Here is a 22,568-nt window from a genome sequence, read left to right as displayed (position 1 = left end):
TGGGATTGCCGACCTGTCCGACGCTGAGGCTCAGGTCACGGACTTGCGCGTACGGAATTCCGGGGTGTTCCACGCGCCGGTCGCGATGATGTCCTTGAGCGCGGCGATGGTGTCCCAGATGTCGACGTAGCGGACGTAGAGCGGCGCGAAGCCAAAGCGCAGGATATCGGGTGCACGGAAGTCGCCGATCACGTTACGGTCGATCAGCGCCTGCATGATCGCGTAGCCCTCTTCGTGCGTGAGCGAGACCTGGCTGCCGCGTTGGTCCGCATCACGCGGCGAGGCCAGCCCGCAACCGAGCCCGGCAAGCTCCTGATCGGCCAGCTTGATGAACAGGTCGCCCAGCGCAACGCTCTTCTCGCGCAGCGTGTCGAGGTTCACACCGTCAAAGGCATCAAGCGCGCTCTCCAGCGCAATCACGCCGAGCTGCGGTGCAGTGCCCGTCAGCATGCGGTCGATGGCGGGATGCGGCGCGTAGTCGTGCGTGAACTCAAACGGCTTGGCGTGGCCGTGCCAGCCCGTCAGCGGTTGACGGATTGCCGCCAGATGGCGCGACGCGACGAACACGAAGGCCGGTGCGCCCGGGCCGCCGTTCAGGTACTTGTAGCCGCAGCCCACAGCGAAATCGGCTTCGCACGCGTTCAGTTGCACGGGCATCGCGCCAGCGGTGTGGCACAAGTCCCAGACGATCAGCGCGCCGACTGCGTGCGCGCGGCGCGTCACGGCTTCCATGTCGTAACGTTTGCCGGTCTTGTAGTTCACGTGCGTGAGCGACACGATGGCGACGGTCTCGTCGATGTTGGCCAGTACGTCGTCCGGATCGACGCAGCGTAGCTCGCAACCGGTCATCTCGGCAGCGCTGCTGGCGATGTACACGTCGGTCGGGAAGTTCGTGCGCTCGGCCAGGATCACGCGGCGGCCCGGCTGCATGCGGGTGGCGGCCACCAGCACCTTGAACAGGTTCACCGAGGTGGAATCCGCGACGATGACTTCGCCCTGCCCTGCGCCGATCAGCTTGGCGATCTTGTCGCCGGTGCGCTGCGGTGCGGGGTACCAGTCGGCATCGTTCCACGAGCGGATGAGGCCGTGGGCCCACTCCTGCTCCAGCGCCTGCTTCATGCGGGCGGGCACGTTGGCGGGCATCGCGCCCAGCGAATTGCCGTCCAGGTAGATCGTGTCTGCAGGCAGGTTGAAGCGTGCGCGGCAATGGGCCAGCGTGTCGGCTGCGTCCAGTGCGGCGCAGGCCTCCCGAGTGATCGTCGAAGTCATGGTGTGTTGCTGTGTGTTGAAAGGTTCGGGGAGCTGCCGTTCAGGCGGCTTCGGGAAGATCGAAGAAGCGCGCTGCGTTGCCGCCCAGGATCTTGGCCTTGGCTGTGTCGCTCAGCTCCGCATGGTTGGCCACCAGGTCGCCGATCTTCTGTTCGCCCAGCGGGAACGGATAGTCGGAGCCCAGCAGCACACGGTCTTCGCCCATGGTGTCGACCAGCAGGCTCAATGCGCGCGGATCGAACACGGCACTGTCCACGTAGAAGCGGTCGAGGTACGAGGTGGGCGGATTCGGGCAGTCTTCGCGCACGATGTCGCGCTGCTCCCAGGCGTTCTGCACGCGGCCGAGCAGGAACGCGAAGCTGCCGCCGCCATGCGCAAAGCACAGCTTGAGCGACTTGGGAATCCGCTCAAACGCGCCGGAGAGGATCAGCGACACCATGCTCAGTTGCGTCTCGGCCGGCATGGCCACCAGCCAAGGCAGCATCCACTTCTTCATGCGGCCGTCGGTCATCATGTCCCACGGGTGCACGAGCACGGGAATGCCGTCGTTGGCGCAGTGCGTGAGGAAGGTGACGAGGTGCGCGTCGTCCAGGTCGCGCGGGCCGAGATGGTTGCCGATCTGCACGCCGTGGTGGCCTGAGCGATGCGCACGCGTCGCCTCGCGGCACGCCAGGTCGATGTCCTGCAGCGGCACCTGCGCCAGCGCCTTCAAGCGCTTGGGCGCATGTGCGCAGAGTTCGAGCGCGCGATCGTTCATGCGCATGGCCCAGTTGTGCGCAGCGGCACCGTCGTAGCCGTAGCCGAACATCACCGGCGTGGCGCAGACGAGCTGTACGTCCACGCCAAGCGCGTCCATCTCTTCGATGCGCTTGGCCGGGTCCCACAGGGCGCGGTAGACCGGGCGGAACGCGCGTTCACCGGCCATGATCATGCCGCGCTCGCCGTCGGCGTCGATGCGCAGCCACGGGGCTTGTTCTGCATCGAGGCTTGCTGCTTCTTCCTGCGTGATGGGCGGGAAGAAGTGCGAATGCATGTCGATTCGAAGTGTCATCGTCAATTGCAATTGCTTGTGAGGGAACGCCAGACCGTCAGGCGGCCTTGCCTGGGTGGATGTGGCCGCACTGCGGGCAGCGGCGTTTGTCTTCCGACGCGTAGAACGCTTCGAACAGCGGCGGCAAATCACGCACGATGCTCTTGAGCTGCACCTCGACGCGGTGGACAAGGTGGCCGCAGGCATCGCAGTACCACTCGAAACCATCGAGCAGCCCCGCCGGGCGCTGGCGCTCGATCACCAGGCAAACACTGCCCGCCTCGGGCCGCTGCGGCGAGTGCCGTACGTGCGGTGGCAGCAGGAAGACATCGCCCTCCTTCAGGTCCACACGATCCTGTTTGCCGTCGATCCACAGGTTCAGATACGCATTGCCGCGCAACTGGTAGAAAAACTCTTCGAGCGGATCGTCGTGGTAGTCGGTGCGGTGGTTCGGCCCACCCACCACGGTCACGATGAAATCGCTGTCCTGCCACACCTGCTGATTGCCGACTGGCGGCTTGAGCAGATGGGCGTGTTCATCGATCCACTTCTGGAAGTTGAACGGCTTTCCGTAGGTCAACATGTCTCGCTCCTTGGGGCCTAGCGTAGTTTTCGTTATCGCTTCGGCGCGTAGGCAATCGCCTTCATCTCGATCACCAGATGCGGGTGCGGCAACTGGTGCACCGCCACCGTCGTGCGGGTCGGGCCGGTCTCATCAAAGTATTCCCCGTACACCGCGTTGTATCCGGCGAAGTCGTTCATGTTGACCAGGAACGAGGTGATCTCGACCAGGTTGGACAGGTCCGCGCCTTCGCTGCGCAGGATGTCGCGGATGTTCTCGATCACCACGCGGGTCTGTTCACGGATATCGAGTTGGGTCGTGCCCAGTGCATCGACCGAAGCGCCGGCAATGGTGTTGTCCGGACGGCGCGAACTGGTGCCCGAGACGAACAGGAAATCGCCCGCGCGGGTGATGTGCGGAAAGCGGCCACGCGGTTTGGCCTTGCCAGCCACGAGGCGTCCTTGCGGATTGGTTTCAGTGGTCATGTCGATGACGCTCAGTAGGTAGTGAATTCCGTGGTGCTAAGTCCGTTGACGACGCACTGCACGTGCGCGCCGCGCGGCAGCGCTTCGGCTGCCGTGGCCGCGCCGGCCATGATGAGTGAGCCCGCTGGCAGCACCAGCCCGCTCTGCGAGATCAGGCGCGAGGCCTGCACAACCGAGCGCAGCGGGTCGCCCAGAATTGCGGCGGTCGAGCCCACCTGCACCGCGCGGCCGTTCATGCGCATCAGCACACCCGCGTTGCGCAACCCGTCAAAGCGGCGCGTCCACGGCCCGATGACGAGCCCGGCCGACGAGCAGTTGTCCGCCACCACGTCTTCCAGCGTGAACTTGAAGTTGCGGTAGCGCGAATCGATGATCTCCATGGCGGGTGCCACGGCGTCCAGATAGCTCGCGGCTTCCAGCAGTGTGAGCGGGCGGTCAATCTCGCGGCTGGTCAGGAAGCAGACCTCGGGCTCGACACGCGGATGGATGAAGCGATCGAGCAGCACGCGCCCACCGTCTTCTTCGAGCATCGTGTCGGTCAACCAGCCCCAGATCAGGCTGTCGACGCCCATCTGCACCATCTTGGCCCGGCTGGTGAAGCCCAGCTTGACGCCGACCATGCTTTCACCGCGATGGATACGGCGCTCAATCGACGCGCGTTGGATATCGTAGGCTTCGTCCAGCGAGAAACCTGCGTCATCGGTCAACTGGGCGATCGGCTCTGCGTAGCGCGCGGCATCATCCACGCGTGCGGCAACGGCGTTGAGATCGGTCATGCAGCCTCCTTGCTCGGCGATTGCTGGGCCGACTTATGGTCCGACTCACGGTCCGACGCACGGGCCTTCAGCATGTCGAGCGCCACGTCGACGATCATGTCTTCCTGGCCACCCACCATGCGGCGGCGGCCCAGTTCGACCATGATGTCGAACGCCGACAAGCCGTACTTGGCCGCCGCCGCTTCGGTATGCCGCAGGAAGCTGGAGTACACACCGGCATAGCCCAGCGCGAGCGTTTCGCGGTCCACACGCACGGGGCGCTCTTGCAGCGGGCGCACGATGTCTTCTGCGGCGTCGATCAGCTTCTTCACGTCGCAGCCGTGGTTCAGGCCCATGCGGTCCACCGCGGCAATGAACACCTCAAGCGGTGCATTGCCGGCGCCCGCACCCATGCCCGTCAGCGAGGCATCCACGCGGTCGCACCCATGCTCCAGCGCAACGATGGAGTTCGCCACACCCAGCGAGAGGTTGTGGTGCGCGTGCATGCCGGTTTGCGTGGCGGGGTCGAGCACGCCCTTGAGTGCGTCGAAGCGCTCAGCCACATCGCGCATGCTCAGGGCGCCGCCGGAGTCCACCACGTAGACGCATTGCGCACCGTAGCTTTCCATCAGCTTGGCCTGTACGCCCAGTGCCTGCGGCGTGGTCATGTGCGACATCATCAGGAAGCCGACCGTGTCCATGCCGAGCGAGCGCGCGTACTCGATGTGCTGCTTCGAGATGTCGGCCTCGGTGCAGTGGGTGGCAATGCGCACGACGCGGGCGCCCGCATCGTAGGCGGCACGCAGGTCATGCACAGTGCCGATGCCGGGCAGCAGCAGCGTTGCCACGCGGGCCCGCTTGACGGCGCCGGCAACGGCGGCAATCCACTCCAGGTCGGTATGCGCGCCGAAGCCGTAGTTGAAGCTGGAGCCGGACAGCCCGTCGCCGTGCGCCACTTCAATGCTGTCGACACCCGCATCGTCCAGCGCGCGGGCAATGGCAACAGCGTGCTCCAGCGAATACTGATGACGGATCGCGTGCATACCGTCGCGCAGCGTCACGTCTGAGACGTAGATCTTCTTGGTGTTATTGGTCATGGCCGATCTCCCATCAGGCGGCTGCGCGGCTTGCCGCGATCTGCTCGGCGGCGGCCAGCGCTGCCGAGGTCATGATGTCCAGGTTGCCTGCGTACGACGGCAGGTAGTGCGCGGCGCCCTCCACTTCCAGGAAGACACTCACCTTCAGCCCCGCGCGGCGGTCGTTCGCATGTAGCGCGAGCGGGCTGTCGGCGGTGTAGCGGTCAAACTGCACGGCCTGCTTGAGGCGATAGCCCGGCACATAGCTGGCGACAGCGGCCACCATGGCTTCGATCGAATCGGCAATGGCGGTGGTGTCGGCGTCTTCGTCGGTCAGGCAGTACACGGTGTCGCGCATCATCAGCGGCGGCTCAGCCGGGTTCAGCACGATGATCGCCTTGCCGCGTGCAGCACCGCCCACCGTTTCGATGGCTTTGGAGGTGGTCTCCGTGAACTCGTCAATATTGGCGCGTGTGCCAGGCCCGGCAGAGCGGCTGGCGATGGAGGCAACGATCTCTGCGTAATGCACGGGTGCCACGCGTGAGACCGCATACACGATAGGAATCGTCGCCTGGCCGCCGCACGTGACCATGTTCACGTTGGGGGCCTCCACGTGCTCGAACAGGTTCACGACCGGCACGACGAAGGGGCCGATGGCTGCCGGTGTCAGATCAATCACCTGCACGCCATGCTGACGCAGCACCTCTGCATGATGGGCATGCGCGCCAGCGGAGGTCGCGTCAAACGCGATACGGATGTCGCCAAAGTTGGGCATGGCGACCAGCCCTTCGATGCCCTTGGCCGTGGTCGGCACGCCCAACCGGGCGGCGCGTGCCAGCCCGTCGGAGTTGGGGTCGATGCCGACCATCGCGCCCATCTCCAGATGCAGGGCGCTGCGTAGCACCTTGATCATCAGATCGGTGCCGATATTGCCGGAGCCGATGATGGCGACGGCCTGCTTTTTGTTGCCCTTCATTGTGCGGAATCCGGTTGGGTGGAGAAACAGGCGCTCACGCTGCCGAGGCCTTCGATATGCGCAGTGAAGACATCGCCTGGCGCCACGCCGACCATCGGCCCGAGCGCGCCCGTCAGCACGATGTCGCCGGCTTTGAGCGGCGCGTTCACACGGGTCATGGTGTTGGCCAGCCACAGTGCGGCGTGCAGCGGGTTGCCGAGGCACGCTGCCCCAGCACCCACGCTGACCTGATCACCGCGGCGCTCCATCACCATGCCGCACTGGATGGCGTCAAACGCATCGAGCTTGACCGGCCGGTTGCCCAGCACGAACAGGCCGCTAGAGGCGTTGTCGGCCACGGTGTCGGTCAGGCGGATATCCCAGTTGGCGATGCGGCTGCCGACGATCTCGATGGCGGGCAACGCGTAGGCGGTGGCACGAATCAGGTCGGCAATGGTGTGGCGCTCGTACGGCAGGTCGTGTTCCAGCACGAGGGCGATCTCGGCTTCGACCTTTGGCTGCAGCGTGCGCGACAGGGCGATCTCTTCGCCGTCGGCAATCGCCATGTCGTCGAACAGCATGCCGAAGTCGGGTTGATCGACGCCGAGCTGCGCCTGCACAGCCTTCGACGTCAGGCCGATCTTGCGGCCGACCAGGCGGCGGCCGCTGGCCAGCTTGCGCTCCGTGTTGACGCGCTGCACGGCATACGCTGCTTCCAGCGGATTGCCACCGAGTGCGGCAATGGCGTCACGCACCGGCGCACGCGGTGCGCGCTCCTGCTCGGCCTGCCACAGCTGATGGGCCAACGCGATGGCCGCGTTCATATCGATGGCGCTCATGCAACCCTCACGCAGACGTTGGTCAATTCGGAATAGAAGTCCAGGGAATGGCGCCCGCCTTCACGGCCGATACCGGAGAGCTTGGCGCCGCCAAACGGCGTACGCAGGTCTCGCACAAACCACGCGTTGACCCACACGATGCCCGTTTCGATCTGCTTGGCCACGCGATGGCCGCGTGCGAGCTGCGTGGTCCAAATGCTGGCGGCCAGGCCGTAGGCGCTGTCGTTCACGCGGTGGATCACCTCTTCCTCGCTATCGAACGGAGCGATGTGGCACACGGGGCCGAAGATTTCTTCGGTGACGCAGCGCGCGGTATCGGGCAGGCCGGTCCAGATCGTCGGCTGCACGAAGGCGCCGTCATCGCGTGCGTCGCCAAACTGCGGCACGCCGCCGCCGGTGACGACCGTCGCCCCCTCTTCCACCGCCAGGCGGAAGTAGGACAACACCTTCTCGCGATGGCCGCGCGAAATGAGCGGGCCCATGGTGCTGGCCGGATCGTCCGGCGCGCCAACGCACAGCGTTTCCGTGCGTGCTTTGAGTGCCGCGACAAAGCGGCCGAAGATCGGCCGCTCGACATACACGCGCTCACTGCACAGGCATACCTGCCCGGCATTGGTGAAGCTGGATTTGACGACGCCCTCCACTGCCGCATCGAAATCCGCATCCGCAAACACCACGGCGGCATTCTTGCCGCCCAGCTCGAACGAGATCTCTTTCACACCGTCGGCCACGGTCTTCATGATCGTGCTGCCGGTGCGCGATTCGCCCGTGAAGGTGATGGCGCTGATGTCCGGATGGCGGGTGAGGAATTCCCCGGCCGCGTTCGGCCCGTGGCCGTGGATCAGGTTGAACACGCCCGGCGGCAGGCCCACGTCGTGCATGACCTCGGCCAGCAGCGTGGCGGAGCCCGGCGTCTCTTCCGACGGCTTGGCGACCACGCAGTTGCCCATGGCCAGCGCCGGCGCCACCTTCCACGTGAACAGCAGCAGCGGCAGGTTCCACGGCGAGATGATGCCGATCACGCCCAGCGGCTTGCGGCGCACGTAGTTGATGAACTCGCTGCCGTCCGGCGTGTGGGTTTCGAAGAATTCGCTGTTGGCCGTGCGGATCAGGTCGGCAAACGTGCGGAAGTTGGCGATGCCGCGTGCCACATCCAGCGTGCGGGCCTGCGTGAGCGGGCGGCCGGTGTCGGCCACTTCGGCGGCAACGAATTCGTCAAACCGCGCCTGGATGCCATCGGCAATGCGGTGCAGCCAGTCGGCGCGCTGGGCGGGGGTAGTGTCGCGCCAGCCTGCCGCTTGCGCCACACGTGCAGCGCGCACGGCCTGGTCCACAGCGGCCGCATCAGCCTCGCACACCTGGGCGACCAGCGTGCCGTCGACAGGGCTGACATCGGCAAAGGTGGTGGCGCTCGCCACGAATTCGCCGTTGATGTAATGCCGTAAAAGCCGCGGGGTGCGTGCGGCGTCAGCCGATTCCTGATTCACAGCGTCTCCTGCTCTTGTTGAAGGTTTTGCAGGAGTCTAGGGACGCGCGGCAGAGATGAACAATGAAACATTCGGCGCTGAGTATCCCAAACCGGAATACCAGCGCAAGCCTTGCCCCGCTTGGGTTTCGGGGCTACGCGCCGGTATCGGGCGCGGTGGCTTGTGCGGCTTCTCGCAGGCATTCGATAAAAACCCGGCACGCAGCGCTCTGCTCCTTGTGCGAGCGCAGCGAGAACCCGACGGTGCCGAATGCTGCCGTCTCAGGCAGATCGAGAATGCGCAGCAGGCCTGCATCCGTGAACTGCCGAGCGGCTACGCGCGGCATCAGCGCAATGCGCGGTGTCTCCAGCAGCAGGCCGATATTGGTCAGCAGTGAGAGCGATTCGACAATATCGGTCGGCAGCGGCAACCCGGCTGAACGAAACAGATGCTCGGCGGCCAGCCGCGCAGGAGAATCCGGCGTCGGCAGAATCCAGGGCGAATCGGCCAGCTCCGACAGATGCGCCACTCGCTCAGGCAACGCGCCATAACCCTTGCCCACCACCGCGCACAGTGACTCATCGAATAGCACTTCGTGCGTGAGCGGAAACGCGCTGGCAATCGGCAGTTCCCGTTCGGGCAGGCGACCGACCACGATATCCAGATCGCCCGTCGCCAGTGCTGGGAACAGGTGCGCCGTGGTGCCTTCCCGCACGGTGACGAGTACGTTGGGTGTACGCGCCTTGAGCATGGCAATGGCGCGTGGCAGCAACCGCGCCGATGCCGAGATCAACGTGCCGACAATGACGTGCCCGCTGGTACCGAGCCGGAAATCGTTCAACTCGTCGGTCATGTAGCGCAGTTCGGCCATCAACGACTTCACGCGCCGGCCCAGCAGCAGCCCCAACTCCGTCGGCACCACGCCGCGGTTGGAGCGCGAGAAGAGCGCGCCGTCAAAGCACGATTCCAGTTCGTGGATGACCTTGGTCACCGCCGGCTGGGTCAGCCGCATCTCGTTGGCGGCGCGCACCACCGAGCGCGTTTCCAGCACGCGCTCGAAGATCATCAGTTGATTCAGTTTCAGCCGGCGGATCAGGGAGATCTCGCTGAGCGGATTGGCTTGCATGTCAGTGTGCATTCAGGGCGGGCGATGCGCGATCGTAGCAGCCGCCCGCCCCGGGCAGAACCCACAATCCGGTCAGAACACCCCCATCATGCGCGACAGCTCCGACACGTATTCGCCGTAGCGGGGGTCGCGCTTGATCTCGTCCGGCTGGCGGGGGCGCGGCAGGTCGATCTTCACGTCGTGCTGCACGCGGCCCGGCCGTGGCGACATGACGAGCACACGGTCGGACAGGAACACTGCCTCGTGAATGCTGTGCGTGACCAGCAGCACCGTCAGCGTGCTCTGCTGCCAGATGCGCAGCAGCTCGACGTTGAGCTTGTCGCGCGTGAGCGCATCCAGCGCGCCGAATGGCTCGTCCATCAGCATCACGCGCGGCTCCAGCAGCAGAATCTGGCCGATGGCGGCGCGCTGCCGCATGCCGCCCGACAGCTCGTGCGGGTAGCGGTCGACAAACTGCGTGAGGCCCAGCGTGTCGAGCAAGCCCGGCAGGCGCGCCTCGGTCTTCACGGTCGGCAGGTTGCGCAGTTTGGCGCCCAGGCGGATGTTGTCGCCCACCGTGAGCCACGGCAGCATGTTGCTGGTCTGGAACACCACGCCGATCTCGGGGACTGGCGCGGTGATCGACCGGCCATCGACACGGATCTCACCCGCATCGCACGGCACCAGCCCCGACACCATGCGCAGCAGCGTGCTCTTGCCGCAGCCGCTGGGCCCCAGAATGGACACGAATTCGCGCTGCCGTACCTGCATCGACACATCTTCGAGTGCATTGAAGGCCGCAGCACCACCACGCGCGGCAAAGCGCTTGCCGACGTTGTCGACATCGATCATCACGCGAGCCTCCGCGTCCAGAGGAGCAGGGTTGGTGGCGGCGGAAAGCACTGCCGTTTCGCGCAGCACAACGCGCGACAGATTGACGATTCCCATCAGACCGTGACTCCTCTCCACCAGACAGCACGCGAGACCCCATCCACTGCGGCGTAGAACACCATCGCCAGCGCCGTCACCATCAGGATGGCCGCAAAGCACAGCGGCGTTTGCGCATTCGACGTTGCAAACACGATCAGATGCCCAAGCCCCGATTCCGAGCCGATAAACTCACCCACGATCGCGCCGATCACCGCCAGCGGCATCGCAATCTTCAGGCCGTCCATCAAGGCCGGCATGGCCGCAGGCAGGCGCAAATGCCAGAACGTGCGCGATGCCGAAGCGCCCAGCGCGCGGAAGTGCTCATCCAGGTTCTGTGGCACACCCGCCAGGCCGCCCATGGTGGCGACCACGATCGGGAAGAACGCAAACAACACCGCTGCAGCCAGCTTGGAAGCAAACCCGTAGCCAAACCAGACGATCAGCAGCGGTGCCAGCGCAATCTTGGGCATGCTCTGCAGAGCCGTCACCAGCGGGAAGAGCGTGCGGCGCGCGATGGCCGACGTGCTGGCCAGCAACCCCAGCGCAAGCCCGCTCACCAGCGCGAGCATGAAGCCGGCGAAGACTTCTCCCGCCGTGGTGACGGTGTCGCTCAGCAGCTGCGCGCGCATCTCCCAGCCGGCAGCCAGCACAGACGACAGCGACGGCCACACATATTCCGGCGCGCCGCTCCAGCGCACGCCAAACTCCCACGCCAGCCCGACAACGATCCAGAACGCGACGGTTTCAAGCGCACGCCTCATGACTTGTCTCCGGGCTTCTCTTTATCGGCAGATTCCGCCTGGGGTGCCGCTCCGCCGGACTTTTGCGCGACGAGGTGCGGCGGCGGCGGCACGACAAAGCGCTCGAAGCGATATTGGTCGAACGACTCGATGCTGCGCTCCCACACCTGCGCCTCGCGCGGGTCGCGCTCGCCAATCTGCTCCATGTTGCAGTAGACCTCGACGTTGTTGCCGTCCGGGTCCTTGAAGACGAGGAAGTAGTTGTCGCCGGGGCCGTGTCGGCCGATGCCGCGCACGATCTCCACGCCGTGCTCCTGCAGCACCTTGACCGAGCGCTCCATCTCTTCAACGCTGTCGATCAGGTAAGAGAAGTGCTCCAGCCCCGGGCGCGAGTAGCGCGGCAGGTCGTTGAAGTCCGGCGAATCCTTCGGCAACTGGGACAGCGCCAGGTCATGGTGGTCGGTGCCGGCGCGCAGGAAGACCATCTGGTCGCCAATCCAGTCCGACACCTTCAGGCCCAGGACTTCGGTGTAGAACTTGGCCGAGCGCTGGATGTCCCGCACCATCAAAACCATGTGTCCAAGCCGCTTGGGACGCAAGCTGTTCATGTGTCTCACTCCAATGTGCCCATACATGGTGGGCGGGTTGGGCCGTAGCCCCGGATTCATTGCCCGCTCATTCGACAAAGCGGTTCGTATACAGATCGCCAGGCTTGACCTTGCCGCCCAGGTCAAACGCGCGCGACAGGAACTCGACCGTCCCGTTGATACGCTCGGGGCGCAGCCAGCCAATCTTGTGCTTGTCCGGTTCGTCCGAGATCAGGTTGTTGGTTTCCGCAATCTGCTGCTGCAGGATGGCGCGGTCGAGCAGCGGCTGCTGCGCGACGATCGCGTCCACCGCGGCCTTGGGCTGGTCACGCATGAAGGCGTAGCCGCGGTACGTGGCCTCGACAAAGCGCTTGACCACATCCGGATGCTGCGCGATGTAGCCGTCGGTGGTGACGATGCCGCTGCCCATCATGTCGAGGCCGAAATCGCGGTAGTACACCTTGCCCAGCTTCTGGCCCGCACGCTGCGCAAACGCCTGCTGCACCGGCAGGCTGGCGCCCTCCCAGCATTCGGACAAGTCGATGCGCTTCTGCAGCAGCGCGGTGTTGATCACCGCCGGGTCCAGCCGCACCAGCTTGATGGCGTCGGGTGCCATGCCGTTCTGCTTGAGCCAGGCCGGCACGATGTTCTGCACCGCCGATGCACCGCCCCCGCCCAGCGTCATGCCAGCCAGATCCTTGAGCGAGGTCACCTTGAAGCCGGGCCGCTCCACATAGCACATGGCGCCCGGCCAGCGCGTGTTTATCGCGCCCACCATCACCGTGTGCCCGCCGTGCGCGCGGTTGAGCGCCACGCTCACCGGGTCGCCGTAACCGAACTCGAAGAGCCCGGCGTCGACCTCGTTGACGGTGCGCTGCCCGCCATAGCCGCGCATGACCGTGACGTCCAGCCCGGCTTCCTTGTAGTAGCCCTTGGCCTGTGCAACCAGGATGCCACCCGTGCTGCCCTGCGGCAGCCACGCCAGGTTGACGCGTACGGTGTCAGCCGCATGCACCACTGACACCAGCCCTGCTCCAAGCCCTGCCGCGAACACCAGCCCGCGTATCAAGGCACATACCCGCTCCAGCATGTCTTCTCCCGTCAAGATGTACTCTGGCCGGACCACACGTGTGTCACCCCTGCACCAGCGGATTCTCGATCGAGCCGATGCCGTCGATGGACGCCACCATCACGTCGCCCGGCTTCAGGTAGATACCGCGGCCCATGCCGACCCCCGTCGGCGTGCCCGTCGCAATCACATCGCCCGGCTGCAGTGTCAGGATCGACGACAGATAGTGAATCTGCTCGGCCACGCTGAAGATCATTTCCGACGTGTTGCCGTCCTGCATGGTCTCGCCGTTCACCGTGAGCCGCATGCGCAAATTTTGCGGCTCGGCAATGCACGCGCGGGGCACCAGCCACGGCCCCAGGGGCCCGAAGGTATCGAAACTCTTGCCGCGAAACCAGTCGTGTTTGAACGGATAGTCTGTCCGGCGGTTGAGATCGCGCGCGCTCACGTCATTCAGCACGGTGTAGCCCGCCACGTAGTCCAGCGCGTCTTCAAGGGCGATATGGCGGCCCGGCTTGCCGATCACCACGGCCAGCTCCACCTCCCAGTCCACACGTTCGGCCTGCGGCGGAATGCGCACTTCAGCCAGCGTCGGCACCACGCTGGTCTCAGCCTTCATGAACATGTACGGCGTGCTTTCCTCTCGCGGGGCCAGCTCGGTGCCCATCTCGCGGGCGTGCTCGTAATAGTTGGACGCCGCGGCAAAGATGCGGCGCGGCGTGAACGGCACGCGCAGCCGGTAGCCGGTGAGCGGCTTGGCATCAATGGTGCCGTCGGCAATGGCGCGTGCGGCGGTCTCGAACTGCTTCACAGCGGCCGCACCGTTCTGGTCCCAGCCCCGAACGAGGGCGTCAACGTCCACCGGCGCTGCATCTCCCGTGGCCTGCTTCAACACGGTCTGCATGTCGTACAACGCGTCGCCAACGCTCAAACCCGCGGCAACGCGGCCATTCAATTCATAGCTTGCAATCCCGAACCTGATCACTTGTGTCCCCACTGTCGTGATGAGTGAATTTGTTTTGTATACATATACCAATCTATGTATTCAACATGTAACTAGCGTATACTCCCATTCCAGAAAAACCGGCGCACTGCGGGCCTTCGCAGGCACGTCGTTGATGCCGATACAGCACGTGCGACGCATCGCATCGGGTTGCCCTGGGGGGCGGCTGGCGCATAATGCGACGCACATCTGCCGCAGACGCCGTTGCGCCCAACCCCACCGCTGACACGATGACGACGCTCTCTTCCAAAATCTATCGACTGCTGTGCGACGAGATCATTGACGGCACGCTTGAGCCCGGTCAGAAGCTCGAAGAAGCGGCGCTGGCCGAGCGCTTCAACGCCTCGCGCACGCCCATCCGCGAGGCCCTGCGCGAGCTGGCCGTCCGTGGGCTGGTTGAGCTCACGCCGCGCAAGGGCGTGGTGGTGGCGCAGTTCAGCATCGAAGAGCTGGCCGACATGCTCGAAGCCATGTGCGAGCTCGAAGCGCTCTGCTGCCGCCTGAGCGCGCAGCGCATGAGCGTGGTCGAGAAGAAGCAGCTCGAAGTGCTCCAGAGCGACATGAACGAGGCCATCGCACGCGGCGACGAGGCGGGCTATTTCGAGCTCAACCGCGAGTTTCACGAGCTGATCTGCAAGGGCGCGCAGAGCAAGTCGCTGGCGTCGATCATTGCGGTGCAGCGCCAGCGCCTGGCGGGCTTCCGCGCCGCGCAGCCGGCAACGCCCTCGCGCTTTGAGGCCGCCACCGACGAGCACCGCGAGATTGTCTCCGCCATCCTCGACGCCGATCCGGAGCGCGCCTACAACGCGATGCGCGACCACACGGCGCGCCTGTCGATCGTCGTGCTGGGCCGCCTGAAGAAGCAGCAGCACACGAACCGCGCCAGCGCCTGAGGCCTCTTCCGGCACAAACCACACGCTCATACCGCCACCTGATCGACCGGCGGCATCGAGAACCCCAATGCATCGAGCTGCGCGAGCAGCGCATTCGCCTGCTCTGCGCTGAACGCCGTCAAGGGCGGGCGCACGCGGCTCCAGCCGGCGTGCTGCATGTGGTGTGCCACCACGGCCTTGAGTGCCGGAATCATCGGCAGCGCCTGCACGACCGTGCGCAACCCTGTCACCTTTGCTTCCCAGACTGCACGGTCCTCGGCCGTGGTTGCCGCCAACAGGCGGGCAATCGCATGCGGCTGCAGGTTGGCCGTGGCAGAGATGCAGCCCGCCGCGCCCAGCGGCAGCGCTTTGCCCAGCAACGCTTCAGATGCCGGAAACACGGCAAACCCGGGAAAGCGCTTGAGCATCGCCTCGGTATTCGCCCAATCGCCTGAGCTGTCCTTGATGCCGACCACCGTGTTCGGGTAGGCCGCAATCAACCGCTCGATCAGCGCGTGCGAGATCGGCACGCCCGTGAACTGCGGGATGTGATACAGCAGCACGCGCAGTGCATCCGTCCCCACGGCCTGGATGACCTCGGAGTAGTACGCAAACAGGCCGTCGTCGCTTACGCCCTGGTAGTAGAACGGCGGCAGCATGAGCACGCCCGCGCAGCGGCCAGCCACCGCGTGGCGCGTCAACTCGATCGCCTCTGTCAGCGCGCAGGCACCGGTGCCAGGCAGCAGTTGCGCGCGGTCGATATCGGCGGCAAACACGGCGTCCAGCACAGCGCGGCGTTCGGCAAGGCTCAGGGAATTCGCCTCGCTGTTGGTGCCGAACACGGCCAAGCCTGCGCCCTGCCCAACCAGCCAGCGGCAGAACGCGACAAAGCGCGGTGTATCGACACTCAGGTCAGAGCGAAACGGCGTGACGACAGGCACGAATACGCGCGGCTTGCCAAATGCGGACATGCGGGTCTCCTATGGGGATAAGCGATGAGCGGAACGGCGAGCCGTCACGCGCGGAAGAAGTCGAGCATCGCGTCGCCAAGCAGCGTCTCGCCGGAATCGAAATGCGCGACCACCGAGGTGTGGTTGTGCCGGAGCATCTGCACGAAGCGCGGTGCGCGTGCGGGGCGGCCGGTGCGCTGGCGTGCTTGGGCCACGCGCTCGAAGAACGCCGCGCCATAGGCGTCGAGGTACGGGTTCTCGTGCTCGGCCACGACCACCATCAGCGGCACGTCGATGTGTTCTGCGTGGGTCAGCGGTGAGCGCTCTGCGTACAACGCTGCGTCATCCCCGAAATACGCGCGCACGCCAGCGGCGTTGGGGTTGTCGGGCAGCACGTCGGCAACCACGCGGGCGCTGATCAGCACCGCGCCTGCGACGGGCGTGCTGCGCCGCGCGGCCAATGCCGGATCGGCGAGATACGTGGCGACATGCGCCCCACCCGCCGAGTGGCCCACCAGAAAGATCCGCTGTGGATTGCCGCCCAGTTCTACGGCATGCGTGCGCACCCAATCGAGTGCGGTGGCCACGTCCTCGGCCCCGGCTGGATACGGCGCCTGTGGTGCGAGCCGGTATTCCACGTTGACCGCCACGCACCCCTGCCGCGCAAACCAGCGCGACACGTTGTCGTAGATCAGCCCGTTGAAGCTCTTGCTGCCGCGCAGGAACGCGCCACCGTGCACGAACACCACCACATCGGCCGAACCGGCCTCACGCGTTGCGGTGTGGACGAACACATCCAGGCGCTGGCGCTCATGCGGCCCGTATGACACCTCGCGCTGGACTTCGCATCCATCGGCCACGTCATTGGCAGCAGTCGCCACCAGCGGGGTATACGCATTGACCACCAGATCGCGGTGCGCATTGATGTCGCGTCCCCATACGGCGCCGATCTGCGCAAAGCGCTGCCTCAGCTCGGCGGAAAGATTGCCGAGCGGTTCCTGCAAAACCTGCATCCACAGCCTCCTGCATAGCGCCCGAAAACAAGGTCCGAGACGAAGCACACCGGCTCCAACTCCATCGGACGGCGACTGGAAGCTATTCTGGTATATAAATTCATCTTTGTGTATACATAACGTATAAGTAGTATACCTAGTGAAACCTCCAGGGAACTTGCGTCACAGTCGTGCCCACCTTCCATCACGGCACACGCCGCCAAGCTTCGAGGACACATCCATGGACAAACTTCGCCACATCGCGCTTTCCGTTGAGGACCCGGAAGCCGCCGCCCAATTCTTTGAGAAAGCCTTCGGCATGCGCCGCGCGGGCAATGCCATGCGCGGCATCTATATGACAGACGGCACGATGAACGTCGCGCTCCTCAACTTCAAGGACGAGACCGTGCCGGGCTACGCAGGCCTGAAGGATGTGCGCGGCGTGATCCACTTCGGCATGTGGGTCGACAGCGTGGAAGAGACCGCAGCGCGCGTCGTCGCCGCGGGCGGCACCTACCTGACGGGGCGCCACGAAAAAGACCCGAACGTGTTCTACGAGGTGAAGTACCGCATGCCCGATGGCACGGTCTTCGACATCACGGAGAACGGCTGGAAAGGCGCAGTGAAAGAAGTCGCGCCCACGCAGTCATGAGCACCCATGCACCGCCCGCGGTGCTCGCGCTGATTGCGCTGCCGGAATCGACGCTCGATGCGCTGCGCAAGCAGTACGCGCTGCACCATTACCCAGACGGCATGCCTCACGACGTGCCGGACGCCGCACTGATCCGGGCCGTTGTCACCAACGGCTCAACGGGGTTGTCCGATGCGCAGATGGCGCGGTTGCCGGCGTTGGAGATCATCTGCGCGTTTGGTGCGGGCTATGAAAACGTTGACGTGGCAGCGGCAACGCGACGCGGCATCGTGGTCACGCATGCGCCGGGCACCAATGCCGATACCGTGGCCGACCACGCGTTCGGCATGCTGCTGGCACTGGCGCGTGGCTATGCACCGCTCACCGCCGCCGTGCAGCAAGGGCGATGGCAGCAATCACGCCAGGCCCGGCCGACGTTGACGGGGGCAACGCTCGGCATCGTTGGCATGGGCCGTATCGGCCGGTTGATTGCTGCCCGCGCGCAAGGCTTTGCGATGACGATCGGCTATCACGGCCGTCGCGCGCAAGACGATGCGCCGGGCCGCTACTACGCCAGCCCGGAAGCGCTGGCTGCAGCGAGCGACTTCCTGGTCATCGCGTGCAACGGCGGTGCGGAAACACGGCACCTGATCAATCGCGCCGTGCTCCAGGCGCTCGGCAAGTCGGGCTACGTCGTCAACGTGTCGCGCGGCTCGGTGCTGGATACCAGCGCGCTGCTCGATGCGTTGGATGCGGGCGAGATTGCCGGCGCCGGGCTCGACGTGATCGAGAACGAGCCCGAAGTACCGGCCGCGCTCTTCGGCCACCGCGATGTTCTGATCACGCCGCACATGGCTGGCCGTTCGCCCGCGTCGTGGCTGGCGCAGCGGGACGCACTGCTCGCCAGCTTGTCGCAGCACTTCGCGCGCACCCGCGTGGACCTCGCAGTACCCACTGCCTGAAACCCGCCGGCGCGGCCGACACAACGTCTGCCGCGTCTTTCCGCCCACTCCCAAACCCTTGGGGGATCTTCATGCACGTTCGCTCGTTGCCGGCGCTGGCCCTTTGCGTGGCCGGCCTGTCGGTGTCGCACTGCGCCTGGGCGCAGACCTCTGTCACGCTGTACGGCCTGGTCGGGCTCGACATGGCGAGTTCAAAACGCAGCGGCGGCCCGCCCGCAACGCTCATGCAGCAAGCTCCGGGGCTGACCGCACCCTATTGGGGCATCAAGACCACCGAAGACCTGGGCGGCGGCACCCGCGCCATCGCGGTGTTGGAAAGCTTCTTCCAGCCGGATACCGGCGGCACGGGCCGCACATCGGCTGACCCGTTCTGGGGCCGCAACAGTTATGTCGGTCTGGAGGGCGATTTCGGCAAGCTGACGTTCGGGCGGCATACCAACCTGATGTATCTGGGCGAACAGGCCGTCAACCCGTTCCAGGCGTCGATCCTGTTTTCGCCACTGGTCATGCAGACGTTCGTCGCTTCGTACGGCGGCGCGACTGCGGGCGACACGGTCTGGAACGACGGCATCCAATACAGCAGCCCCAGCATGAACGGGCTGAAGGCCACCGCCGTGTATGCACCGGGCGGCATGGCGGGGGCATCGGGCGTGTACAACGCTGCCGCAGCTTTGCACTACACAGCAGGCCCGTTTACCGCCGTCGCAACCGTGCAACGCAACCGCATCGTTACAGGAGCCACGGCGCCCAGCCAGGACGCCTACCTTGCCGGGGCAACCTATGACTTTGCCTGGTTGAAGCTGTACGGCGCCGTACAGGGCACGCGCACAAATACAACAGGCATCGGCTCGCACACGTACCAGGCTGGGCTTTCCGTGCCGCTTACCGCACAGCTGTCGCTGCTGGGCGAATGGGCATACACGCGCCGGACTGCGCCACGTAACGTTGCCAGCGCCCGCAACACCGGCGCGGCAGGGCTCGATTACGCCCTCTCCAAACGCACGGATGTCTATGCCCTTACGGTCTACGACCGCCAGAGCGGCTATGGCGCAGCCATGACCTATGCCGTCGGTATCCGGCACCTGTTCTGATGCGCCGTGGCTATTCGGGTCAACCCGCTATAACCAAACCGTCGTTTTGTATAAAAAAATAGTGCTCTTAATTCAAATGCTTCTCTACGTATAATTTTTTACGTCTGTGTATACACAAGAACGTAAATACAGACAGGAAGGGCCGTTCAGCCCAGCCATGCGAGCGAAAAGCGGACACCACGATCTGCCGCAGCGTGCGCTGCCCTCCCTGCAGCAAATACACAAAAACTCGGAGACCCAATGAAAAGGAACCTCATCGCCGCCGGCGCTCTGCTGTGCGTGTGCGCCTCTGCGCAGGCTGACTCGCGTGTCTGGCTGTCCGGCTACGTCGACATGAACATCGAGCACCTGACCTCTTCCGGCAACGGCACCTTGACGCGCATGTCCAGCGGCGGCCTGAACAACTCGCGCTTCAACATCAGCGGCGTGGAAGATCTGGGCGACGGCAACAAGGCCGTGTTCACGGTCGAGCCGATGTTCACCGCCAATGACGGCAAGCAATCGACGCAGTTCCGTCAATCCTTCGTGGGTCTCAAGAGCGACACGCTGGGCGAAGTCACGCTCGGCCGCCAGTTCACACCGTCGTACTGGATTGCCGGCTATGCCGACCCGAGCTGGGCGGCCGACTTCAGCATGGTCAACAACATGGAGTTCTTCTACGCGTCGTACCGCGTGGACAACGCCATCCAGTACAAGACACCCACCTTCTACAACTTCACCGGCCGCGTCATGTATGCCACCGGCCTGGAAGACACCACGCGCGCCGGGCGCTTCCTGAGCACGAGCCTGGAATACCGCAACGGCCCGATCTTCCTGGGCGCCGTGAGCGAGCTGCAGTACACGCGCGACATCTTCAACAAGGCGGTCATCAACTCGTCGCGCGACAACTACTTCTCGGCTGTCTACAAGATCGGCGGCTTCGAGCCCACGGCCATCTTCCACACGTACAACGGTTACTACGCCTACCCGCCGTACGTCGCGTTCAACTCGCGCGGCTGGGATGCACAGCTCGGTGCGCGCTGGAACATCGATGGCCGCAACCGCCTCTACGCCAGCGCCGTGTATCGTCACGACGACAACAACACCAAGGTCTCCAACGCGGTCGGCTTTGTGGCGGGCTACATCTACGGGCTGTCCAAGCGGACGGACCTGTACGCGACCGTGGCGCACATCAAGCTGAAGAACAACGTGTCGATCCCGTACCCGGTGACGTGGCAGGCCTACCCGAACGCTGGCCAAAGCCCGACCGGCTACCAGATCGGCATCCGCCACGCATTCTGATCCGTCTTCATTCCAAGGAGGAACCCCATGCTTCGATCGCGACATCAGCGTCTGAAAACCGCCCTGACCCAGGGCGCGACGCTCGCGTTCATTCTCGCCACGGCATCGTCGCTGGCGACGGCGTCTGGCCCCGCCCCCACGGGTGAGGCGGCCGCCAGCCAGGCACCGGCAGTGGCACCGTCCGGTACGCCAGGCACGCCCAACGTGAAAGACCCGTACCTGGCCGACTGGCTGCGCCTGACGCCCGACCGCAAACCCGCGCCGCTCAAGGCCGGCGTCGACTACGGCATGGACCCGGCCACCGGCAAGTTCATCTGGCCGAAGGCCACGCCGGAAGTGCATGAAGGCAAGCGCTTCCCCGGTGAGATGACCTCGTGGGACAAGAACGTCTACGCCAAGAACGTCAAGGTGCTGGCGTTCTATCCGGGCGTCGATTCGCCCTTCCATGCGTGGAACAACATCGCCGACTTCCAGGGCAAGCGCTACCTGTACATCCACGACCGCGACTACCTGCGCATCATGGACGTGACCGATCCGGCCAACGGCAAGGTCGTCTTCTCCAAAGGCGGCGTGTGGGGCCCGAAAGGTTCGAGCGAAAAGTACGACCCGAACACCGTGCAGGACTACCTGGGCGGCGCCACGATTGCGTGGAGCAAGAAGCTCGGCAAGCCGGTGCTGGTTGCCTCGTTCGAGATCGGCCGCTACGGGCTGATGACTGAGAAGATCGACCAGCCCGACAAGGTGGCGGCTCAGCGCAACTACAACTCGCTCAAGGGCTTCAAAGTGTTCGAGATGGACGGCCCGCTGCCGGATCAGTGGAAGCTGATTGCCACCCGCACCACCGACTACCAGCACCCCGATGCGCCGATCGGTCAGCAGCAGGGCTCCGGCTCGCTGGACGCGCCCGAGTACTACGGCGGCAAGTACATGATCCTGTCTTCCGCGCCCAACGACAGCTACGCGCTGACCGAGTACCCGAACTATCTGTACTCGCCGGGCTACCAGGTGTGGGACATGTCCGATCCGGCCGATCCGAAGTTCGTCTCGCAGATTGCCGTGCCGGGCCAGATCCTGGGCAATGCCGAGCACGAGCAGTCGTATCTGATGAACCCGCGCGCGGGCAACCGCACATCGTGGATGGGCTCGCGCAACCCGATCTTCCTGCCCAAGCCGCTGGAAGCCGGCGGCAAGATCGGCTTTGGCGCCATGGGCGGTCTGGGGCTGTACTCGTTCGACCTGTCGGACCCGGCCAAGCCGAAGATGCTCAGCAACGTGAACACGCCGCCAAGCTTTGCCGGTACCGAATACGACAACGCCGACGTGAGCCAGTACGCGCGCACCGGCTACGTGTTCACCAACGGCTATCCGATGAACCGCGATTGCTATGAGCCTTACAAGGACATCTTCGTGGTCGACGCGCGTGACCCGAAGCACCTGAAGATCGCGACCAAGCTGCCAGAACCGGAGATTCCGCCGGGCGCGCCGTTCACCCACTTCTGCCAACGCGGTGGCAACTACGGCCCGAAGCGTGCCAACGCCATCGGCCAACCTGGCGGCTGGAAGCAGGGCATCGTGCCGTACTCGTTCTACAACGCGGGCGTGCAGATCTATGACGTGAAAGACCCGGCGCATCCGTCCATCGCGGGCTACTTCATCCCCGCGCTGGCGGACGAGACGCAACTGCCGTCGTACACGCTGGGCAAAGGCGTATTTGCGATCTACACCGAGTACGACCGCAACATCATCTGGGCCTTTACCGAAGATGGCGCCTACGCCCTGTCGACGCCGCTGCTGGGTGAGCCAGTGTTGGGCGCGCCGAGCAAGCCCTGGCCGCGTCGTTAATCACGTGTAGCAGTACACAGCCAAATCGCGGCGCCCGCCTGTGCAGGCTTGCAGCGGGCGCCCGTACAAGAACAGA

General features: G+C 64.8%; 23 protein-coding genes. 6 read left to right on the top strand and 17 right to left on the bottom strand.

Going from position 1 to position 22,568, the window contains the following annotated elements; translation table 11 throughout:
• Positions 1 to 30: 30 nt before the first annotated feature.
• From kynU to C404_RS37290, 15 genes are all read right to left on the bottom strand, one after another.
• Entirely contained in the window at positions 31 to 1,269 is a 1,239-nt protein-coding gene (gene kynU / locus C404_RS37360; protein WP_021193888.1) for a kynureninase, read from the bottom strand.
• Between the two features lie 40 nt (positions 1,270 to 1,309).
• Entirely contained in the window at positions 1,310 to 2,320 is a 1,011-nt protein-coding gene (locus C404_RS37355; protein ID WP_031329060.1) for an amidohydrolase family protein, read from the bottom strand.
• A 37-nt stretch (positions 2,321 to 2,357) separates the two neighbouring features.
• Positions 2,358 to 2,882 carry a 3-hydroxyanthranilate 3,4-dioxygenase gene (locus C404_RS37350; RefSeq protein WP_021193886.1) on the bottom strand — a complete coding sequence of 175 codons (525 nt, stop codon included), beginning with the start codon at positions 2,880 to 2,882 and terminating at the stop codon, positions 2,358 to 2,360.
• A gap of 32 nt (positions 2,883 to 2,914) precedes the next feature.
• Entirely contained in the window at positions 2,915 to 3,346 is a 432-nt protein-coding gene (locus tag C404_RS37345; RefSeq protein WP_021193885.1) for a RidA family protein, read from the bottom strand.
• An 11-nt stretch (positions 3,347 to 3,357) separates the two neighbouring features.
• Positions 3,358 to 4,122 (bottom strand): 2-keto-4-pentenoate hydratase, encoded by a 765-nt coding sequence (locus C404_RS37340; RefSeq protein ID WP_021193884.1) that lies wholly within the window; start codon positions 4,120 to 4,122, stop codon positions 3,358 to 3,360.
• Entirely contained in the window at positions 4,119 to 5,198 is a 1,080-nt protein-coding gene (gene dmpG, locus C404_RS37335) for a 4-hydroxy-2-oxovalerate aldolase (RefSeq protein WP_021193883.1), read from the bottom strand. The genes C404_RS37340 and dmpG overlap by 4 nt, the downstream gene beginning before the upstream one ends.
• Positions 5,199 to 5,211: 13 nt before the next feature.
• Complete coding sequence (locus C404_RS37330) at positions 5,212 to 6,153, bottom strand: acetaldehyde dehydrogenase (acetylating) (protein WP_021193882.1); 942 nt, start codon at positions 6,151 to 6,153, stop codon at positions 5,212 to 5,214.
• Entirely contained in the window at positions 6,150 to 6,971 is an 822-nt protein-coding gene (locus C404_RS37325) for a 2-keto-4-pentenoate hydratase (protein WP_021193881.1), read from the bottom strand. The genes C404_RS37330 and C404_RS37325 overlap by 4 nt, the downstream gene beginning before the upstream one ends.
• Positions 6,968 to 8,458 carry a 2-hydroxymuconic semialdehyde dehydrogenase gene (locus C404_RS37320; protein WP_021193880.1) on the bottom strand — a complete coding sequence of 497 codons (1,491 nt, stop codon included), beginning with the start codon at positions 8,456 to 8,458 and terminating at the stop codon, positions 6,968 to 6,970. The genes C404_RS37325 and C404_RS37320 overlap by 4 nt, the downstream gene beginning before the upstream one ends.
• 133 nt (positions 8,459 to 8,591) lie before the next feature.
• Positions 8,592 to 9,563, bottom strand: a complete 972-nt coding sequence (locus C404_RS37315) for a LysR substrate-binding domain-containing protein (RefSeq protein ID WP_021193879.1) — start codon at positions 9,561 to 9,563, stop codon at positions 8,592 to 8,594.
• A 72-nt stretch (positions 9,564 to 9,635) separates the two neighbouring features.
• Positions 9,636 to 10,490 carry an ABC transporter ATP-binding protein gene (locus C404_RS37310; protein WP_021193878.1) on the bottom strand — a complete coding sequence of 285 codons (855 nt, stop codon included), beginning with the start codon at positions 10,488 to 10,490 and terminating at the stop codon, positions 9,636 to 9,638.
• Positions 10,490 to 11,233 (bottom strand): ABC transporter permease, encoded by a 744-nt coding sequence (locus C404_RS37305; protein WP_021193877.1) that lies wholly within the window; start codon positions 11,231 to 11,233, stop codon positions 10,490 to 10,492. Before C404_RS37305 ends, C404_RS37310 begins: the two co-directional genes overlap by 1 nt.
• Entirely contained in the window at positions 11,230 to 11,820 is a 591-nt protein-coding gene (locus C404_RS37300; RefSeq protein ID WP_021193876.1) for a VOC family protein, read from the bottom strand. The genes C404_RS37305 and C404_RS37300 overlap by 4 nt, the downstream gene beginning before the upstream one ends.
• 67 nt (positions 11,821 to 11,887) lie before the next feature.
• The gene (locus C404_RS37295; protein ID WP_031329057.1) at positions 11,888 to 12,889 is read right to left on the bottom strand and encodes an ABC transporter substrate-binding protein; all 1,002 of its coding nucleotides are present in this window, start codon (positions 12,887 to 12,889) and stop codon (positions 11,888 to 11,890) included.
• Between the two features lie 43 nt (positions 12,890 to 12,932).
• Entirely contained in the window at positions 12,933 to 13,853 is a 921-nt protein-coding gene (locus C404_RS37290) for a fumarylacetoacetate hydrolase family protein (protein WP_031329055.1), read from the bottom strand.
• A gap of 194 nt (positions 13,854 to 14,047) precedes the next feature.
• Between C404_RS37290 and C404_RS37285 the strand changes: the two genes are divergently transcribed.
• The gene (locus C404_RS37285) at positions 14,048 to 14,764 is read left to right on the top strand and encodes a GntR family transcriptional regulator (protein ID WP_021193873.1); all 717 of its coding nucleotides are present in this window, start codon (positions 14,048 to 14,050) and stop codon (positions 14,762 to 14,764) included.
• 26 nt (positions 14,765 to 14,790) lie between these two features.
• Here C404_RS37285 and C404_RS37280 read toward each other — a convergent pair whose 3' ends face one another.
• Both C404_RS37280 and C404_RS37275 read right to left on the bottom strand, forming a co-directional pair.
• Positions 14,791 to 15,714, bottom strand: coding sequence for a dihydrodipicolinate synthase family protein (locus tag C404_RS37280; protein ID WP_021193872.1), 924 nt, complete (start codon positions 15,712 to 15,714; stop codon positions 14,791 to 14,793).
• A gap of 44 nt (positions 15,715 to 15,758) precedes the next feature.
• Positions 15,759 to 16,706 (bottom strand): alpha/beta hydrolase, encoded by a 948-nt coding sequence (locus C404_RS37275; protein ID WP_021193871.1) that lies wholly within the window; start codon positions 16,704 to 16,706, stop codon positions 15,759 to 15,761.
• A 220-nt stretch (positions 16,707 to 16,926) separates the two neighbouring features.
• Here C404_RS37275 and C404_RS37270 point away from each other — a divergent pair, with 220 nt between their 5' ends.
• The 5 genes from C404_RS37270 to C404_RS37250 all read left to right on the top strand — a co-directional run bounded on the left by C404_RS37270 (position 16,927) and on the right by C404_RS37250 (position 22,492).
• Complete coding sequence (locus C404_RS37270) at positions 16,927 to 17,337, top strand: VOC family protein (RefSeq protein WP_021193870.1); 411 nt, start codon at positions 16,927 to 16,929, stop codon at positions 17,335 to 17,337.
• Positions 17,334 to 18,278, top strand: a complete 945-nt coding sequence (locus tag C404_RS37265) for a 2-hydroxyacid dehydrogenase (protein WP_021193869.1) — start codon at positions 17,334 to 17,336, stop codon at positions 18,276 to 18,278. Before C404_RS37270 ends, C404_RS37265 begins: the two co-directional genes overlap by 4 nt.
• A gap of 71 nt (positions 18,279 to 18,349) precedes the next feature.
• Positions 18,350 to 19,369, top strand: a complete 1,020-nt coding sequence (locus C404_RS37260; RefSeq protein ID WP_021193868.1) for a porin — start codon at positions 18,350 to 18,352, stop codon at positions 19,367 to 19,369.
• 240 nt (positions 19,370 to 19,609) lie between these two features.
• Positions 19,610 to 20,650 carry a porin gene (locus tag C404_RS37255; RefSeq protein WP_021193867.1) on the top strand — a complete coding sequence of 347 codons (1,041 nt, stop codon included), beginning with the start codon at positions 19,610 to 19,612 and terminating at the stop codon, positions 20,648 to 20,650.
• A gap of 27 nt (positions 20,651 to 20,677) precedes the next feature.
• A complete protein-coding gene (locus C404_RS37250; protein ID WP_021193866.1) occupies positions 20,678 to 22,492 on the top strand; it encodes a hypothetical protein in 1,815 nt (604 codons plus the stop codon).
• The last annotated feature ends 76 nt before the right edge of the window (positions 22,493 to 22,568 follow it).

Source organism: Ralstonia sp. AU12-08 (assembly GCF_000442475.1).
GTDB classification, from domain to species: Bacteria; Pseudomonadota; Gammaproteobacteria; order Burkholderiales; family Burkholderiaceae; genus Ralstonia; species Ralstonia insidiosa.
This window is presented reverse-complemented; position numbering and strand designations above follow the sequence as displayed.

What these genes read in the sequence shown, in the direction of transcription:
- C404_RS37345 (WP_021193885.1), bottom strand. Translation starts at nt 3,346, where the DNA reads ATGACCACTGAAACCAATCCGCAAGGACGCCTCGTGGCTGGCAAGGCC.
- C404_RS37300 (WP_021193876.1), bottom strand. Translation starts at nt 11,820, where the DNA reads ATGAACAGCTTGCGTCCCAAGCGGCTTGGACACATGGTTTTGATGGTG.
- C404_RS37340 (WP_021193884.1), bottom strand. Translation starts at nt 4,122, where the DNA reads ATGACCGATCTCAACGCCGTTGCCGCACGCGTGGATGATGCCGCGCGC.
- C404_RS37330 (WP_021193882.1), bottom strand. Translation starts at nt 6,153, where the DNA reads ATGAAGGGCAACAAAAAGCAGGCCGTCGCCATCATCGGCTCCGGCAAT.
- C404_RS37265 (WP_021193869.1), top strand. Translation starts at nt 17,334, where the DNA reads ATGAGCACCCATGCACCGCCCGCGGTGCTCGCGCTGATTGCGCTGCCG.
- C404_RS37260 (WP_021193868.1), top strand. Translation starts at nt 18,350, where the DNA reads ATGCACGTTCGCTCGTTGCCGGCGCTGGCCCTTTGCGTGGCCGGCCTG.
- C404_RS37350 (WP_021193886.1), bottom strand. Translation starts at nt 2,882, where the DNA reads ATGTTGACCTACGGAAAGCCGTTCAACTTCCAGAAGTGGATCGATGAA.
- C404_RS37275 (WP_021193871.1), bottom strand. Translation starts at nt 16,706, where the DNA reads ATGCAGGTTTTGCAGGAACCGCTCGGCAATCTTTCCGCCGAGCTGAGG.
- C404_RS37295 (WP_031329057.1), bottom strand. Translation starts at nt 12,889, where the DNA reads ATGCTGGAGCGGGTATGTGCCTTGATACGCGGGCTGGTGTTCGCGGCA.
- C404_RS37315 (WP_021193879.1), bottom strand. Translation starts at nt 9,563, where the DNA reads ATGCAAGCCAATCCGCTCAGCGAGATCTCCCTGATCCGCCGGCTGAAA.
- dmpG (WP_021193883.1), bottom strand. Translation starts at nt 5,198, where the DNA reads ATGACCAATAACACCAAGAAGATCTACGTCTCAGACGTGACGCTGCGC.
- C404_RS37305 (WP_021193877.1), bottom strand. Translation starts at nt 11,233, where the DNA reads ATGAGGCGTGCGCTTGAAACCGTCGCGTTCTGGATCGTTGTCGGGCTG.
- C404_RS37310 (WP_021193878.1), bottom strand. Translation starts at nt 10,490, where the DNA reads ATGGGAATCGTCAATCTGTCGCGCGTTGTGCTGCGCGAAACGGCAGTG.
- C404_RS37355 (WP_031329060.1), bottom strand. Translation starts at nt 2,320, where the DNA reads ATGACACTTCGAATCGACATGCATTCGCACTTCTTCCCGCCCATCACG.
- C404_RS37285 (WP_021193873.1), top strand. Translation starts at nt 14,048, where the DNA reads ATGCGACGCACATCTGCCGCAGACGCCGTTGCGCCCAACCCCACCGCT.
- C404_RS37325 (WP_021193881.1), bottom strand. Translation starts at nt 6,971, where the DNA reads ATGAGCGCCATCGATATGAACGCGGCCATCGCGTTGGCCCATCAGCTG.
- C404_RS37270 (WP_021193870.1), top strand. Translation starts at nt 16,927, where the DNA reads ATGGACAAACTTCGCCACATCGCGCTTTCCGTTGAGGACCCGGAAGCC.
- kynU (WP_021193888.1), bottom strand. Translation starts at nt 1,269, where the DNA reads ATGACTTCGACGATCACTCGGGAGGCCTGCGCCGCACTGGACGCAGCC.
- C404_RS37250 (WP_021193866.1), top strand. Translation starts at nt 20,678, where the DNA reads ATGCTTCGATCGCGACATCAGCGTCTGAAAACCGCCCTGACCCAGGGC.
- C404_RS37280 (WP_021193872.1), bottom strand. Translation starts at nt 15,714, where the DNA reads ATGTCCGCATTTGGCAAGCCGCGCGTATTCGTGCCTGTCGTCACGCCG.
- C404_RS37255 (WP_021193867.1), top strand. Translation starts at nt 19,610, where the DNA reads ATGAAAAGGAACCTCATCGCCGCCGGCGCTCTGCTGTGCGTGTGCGCC.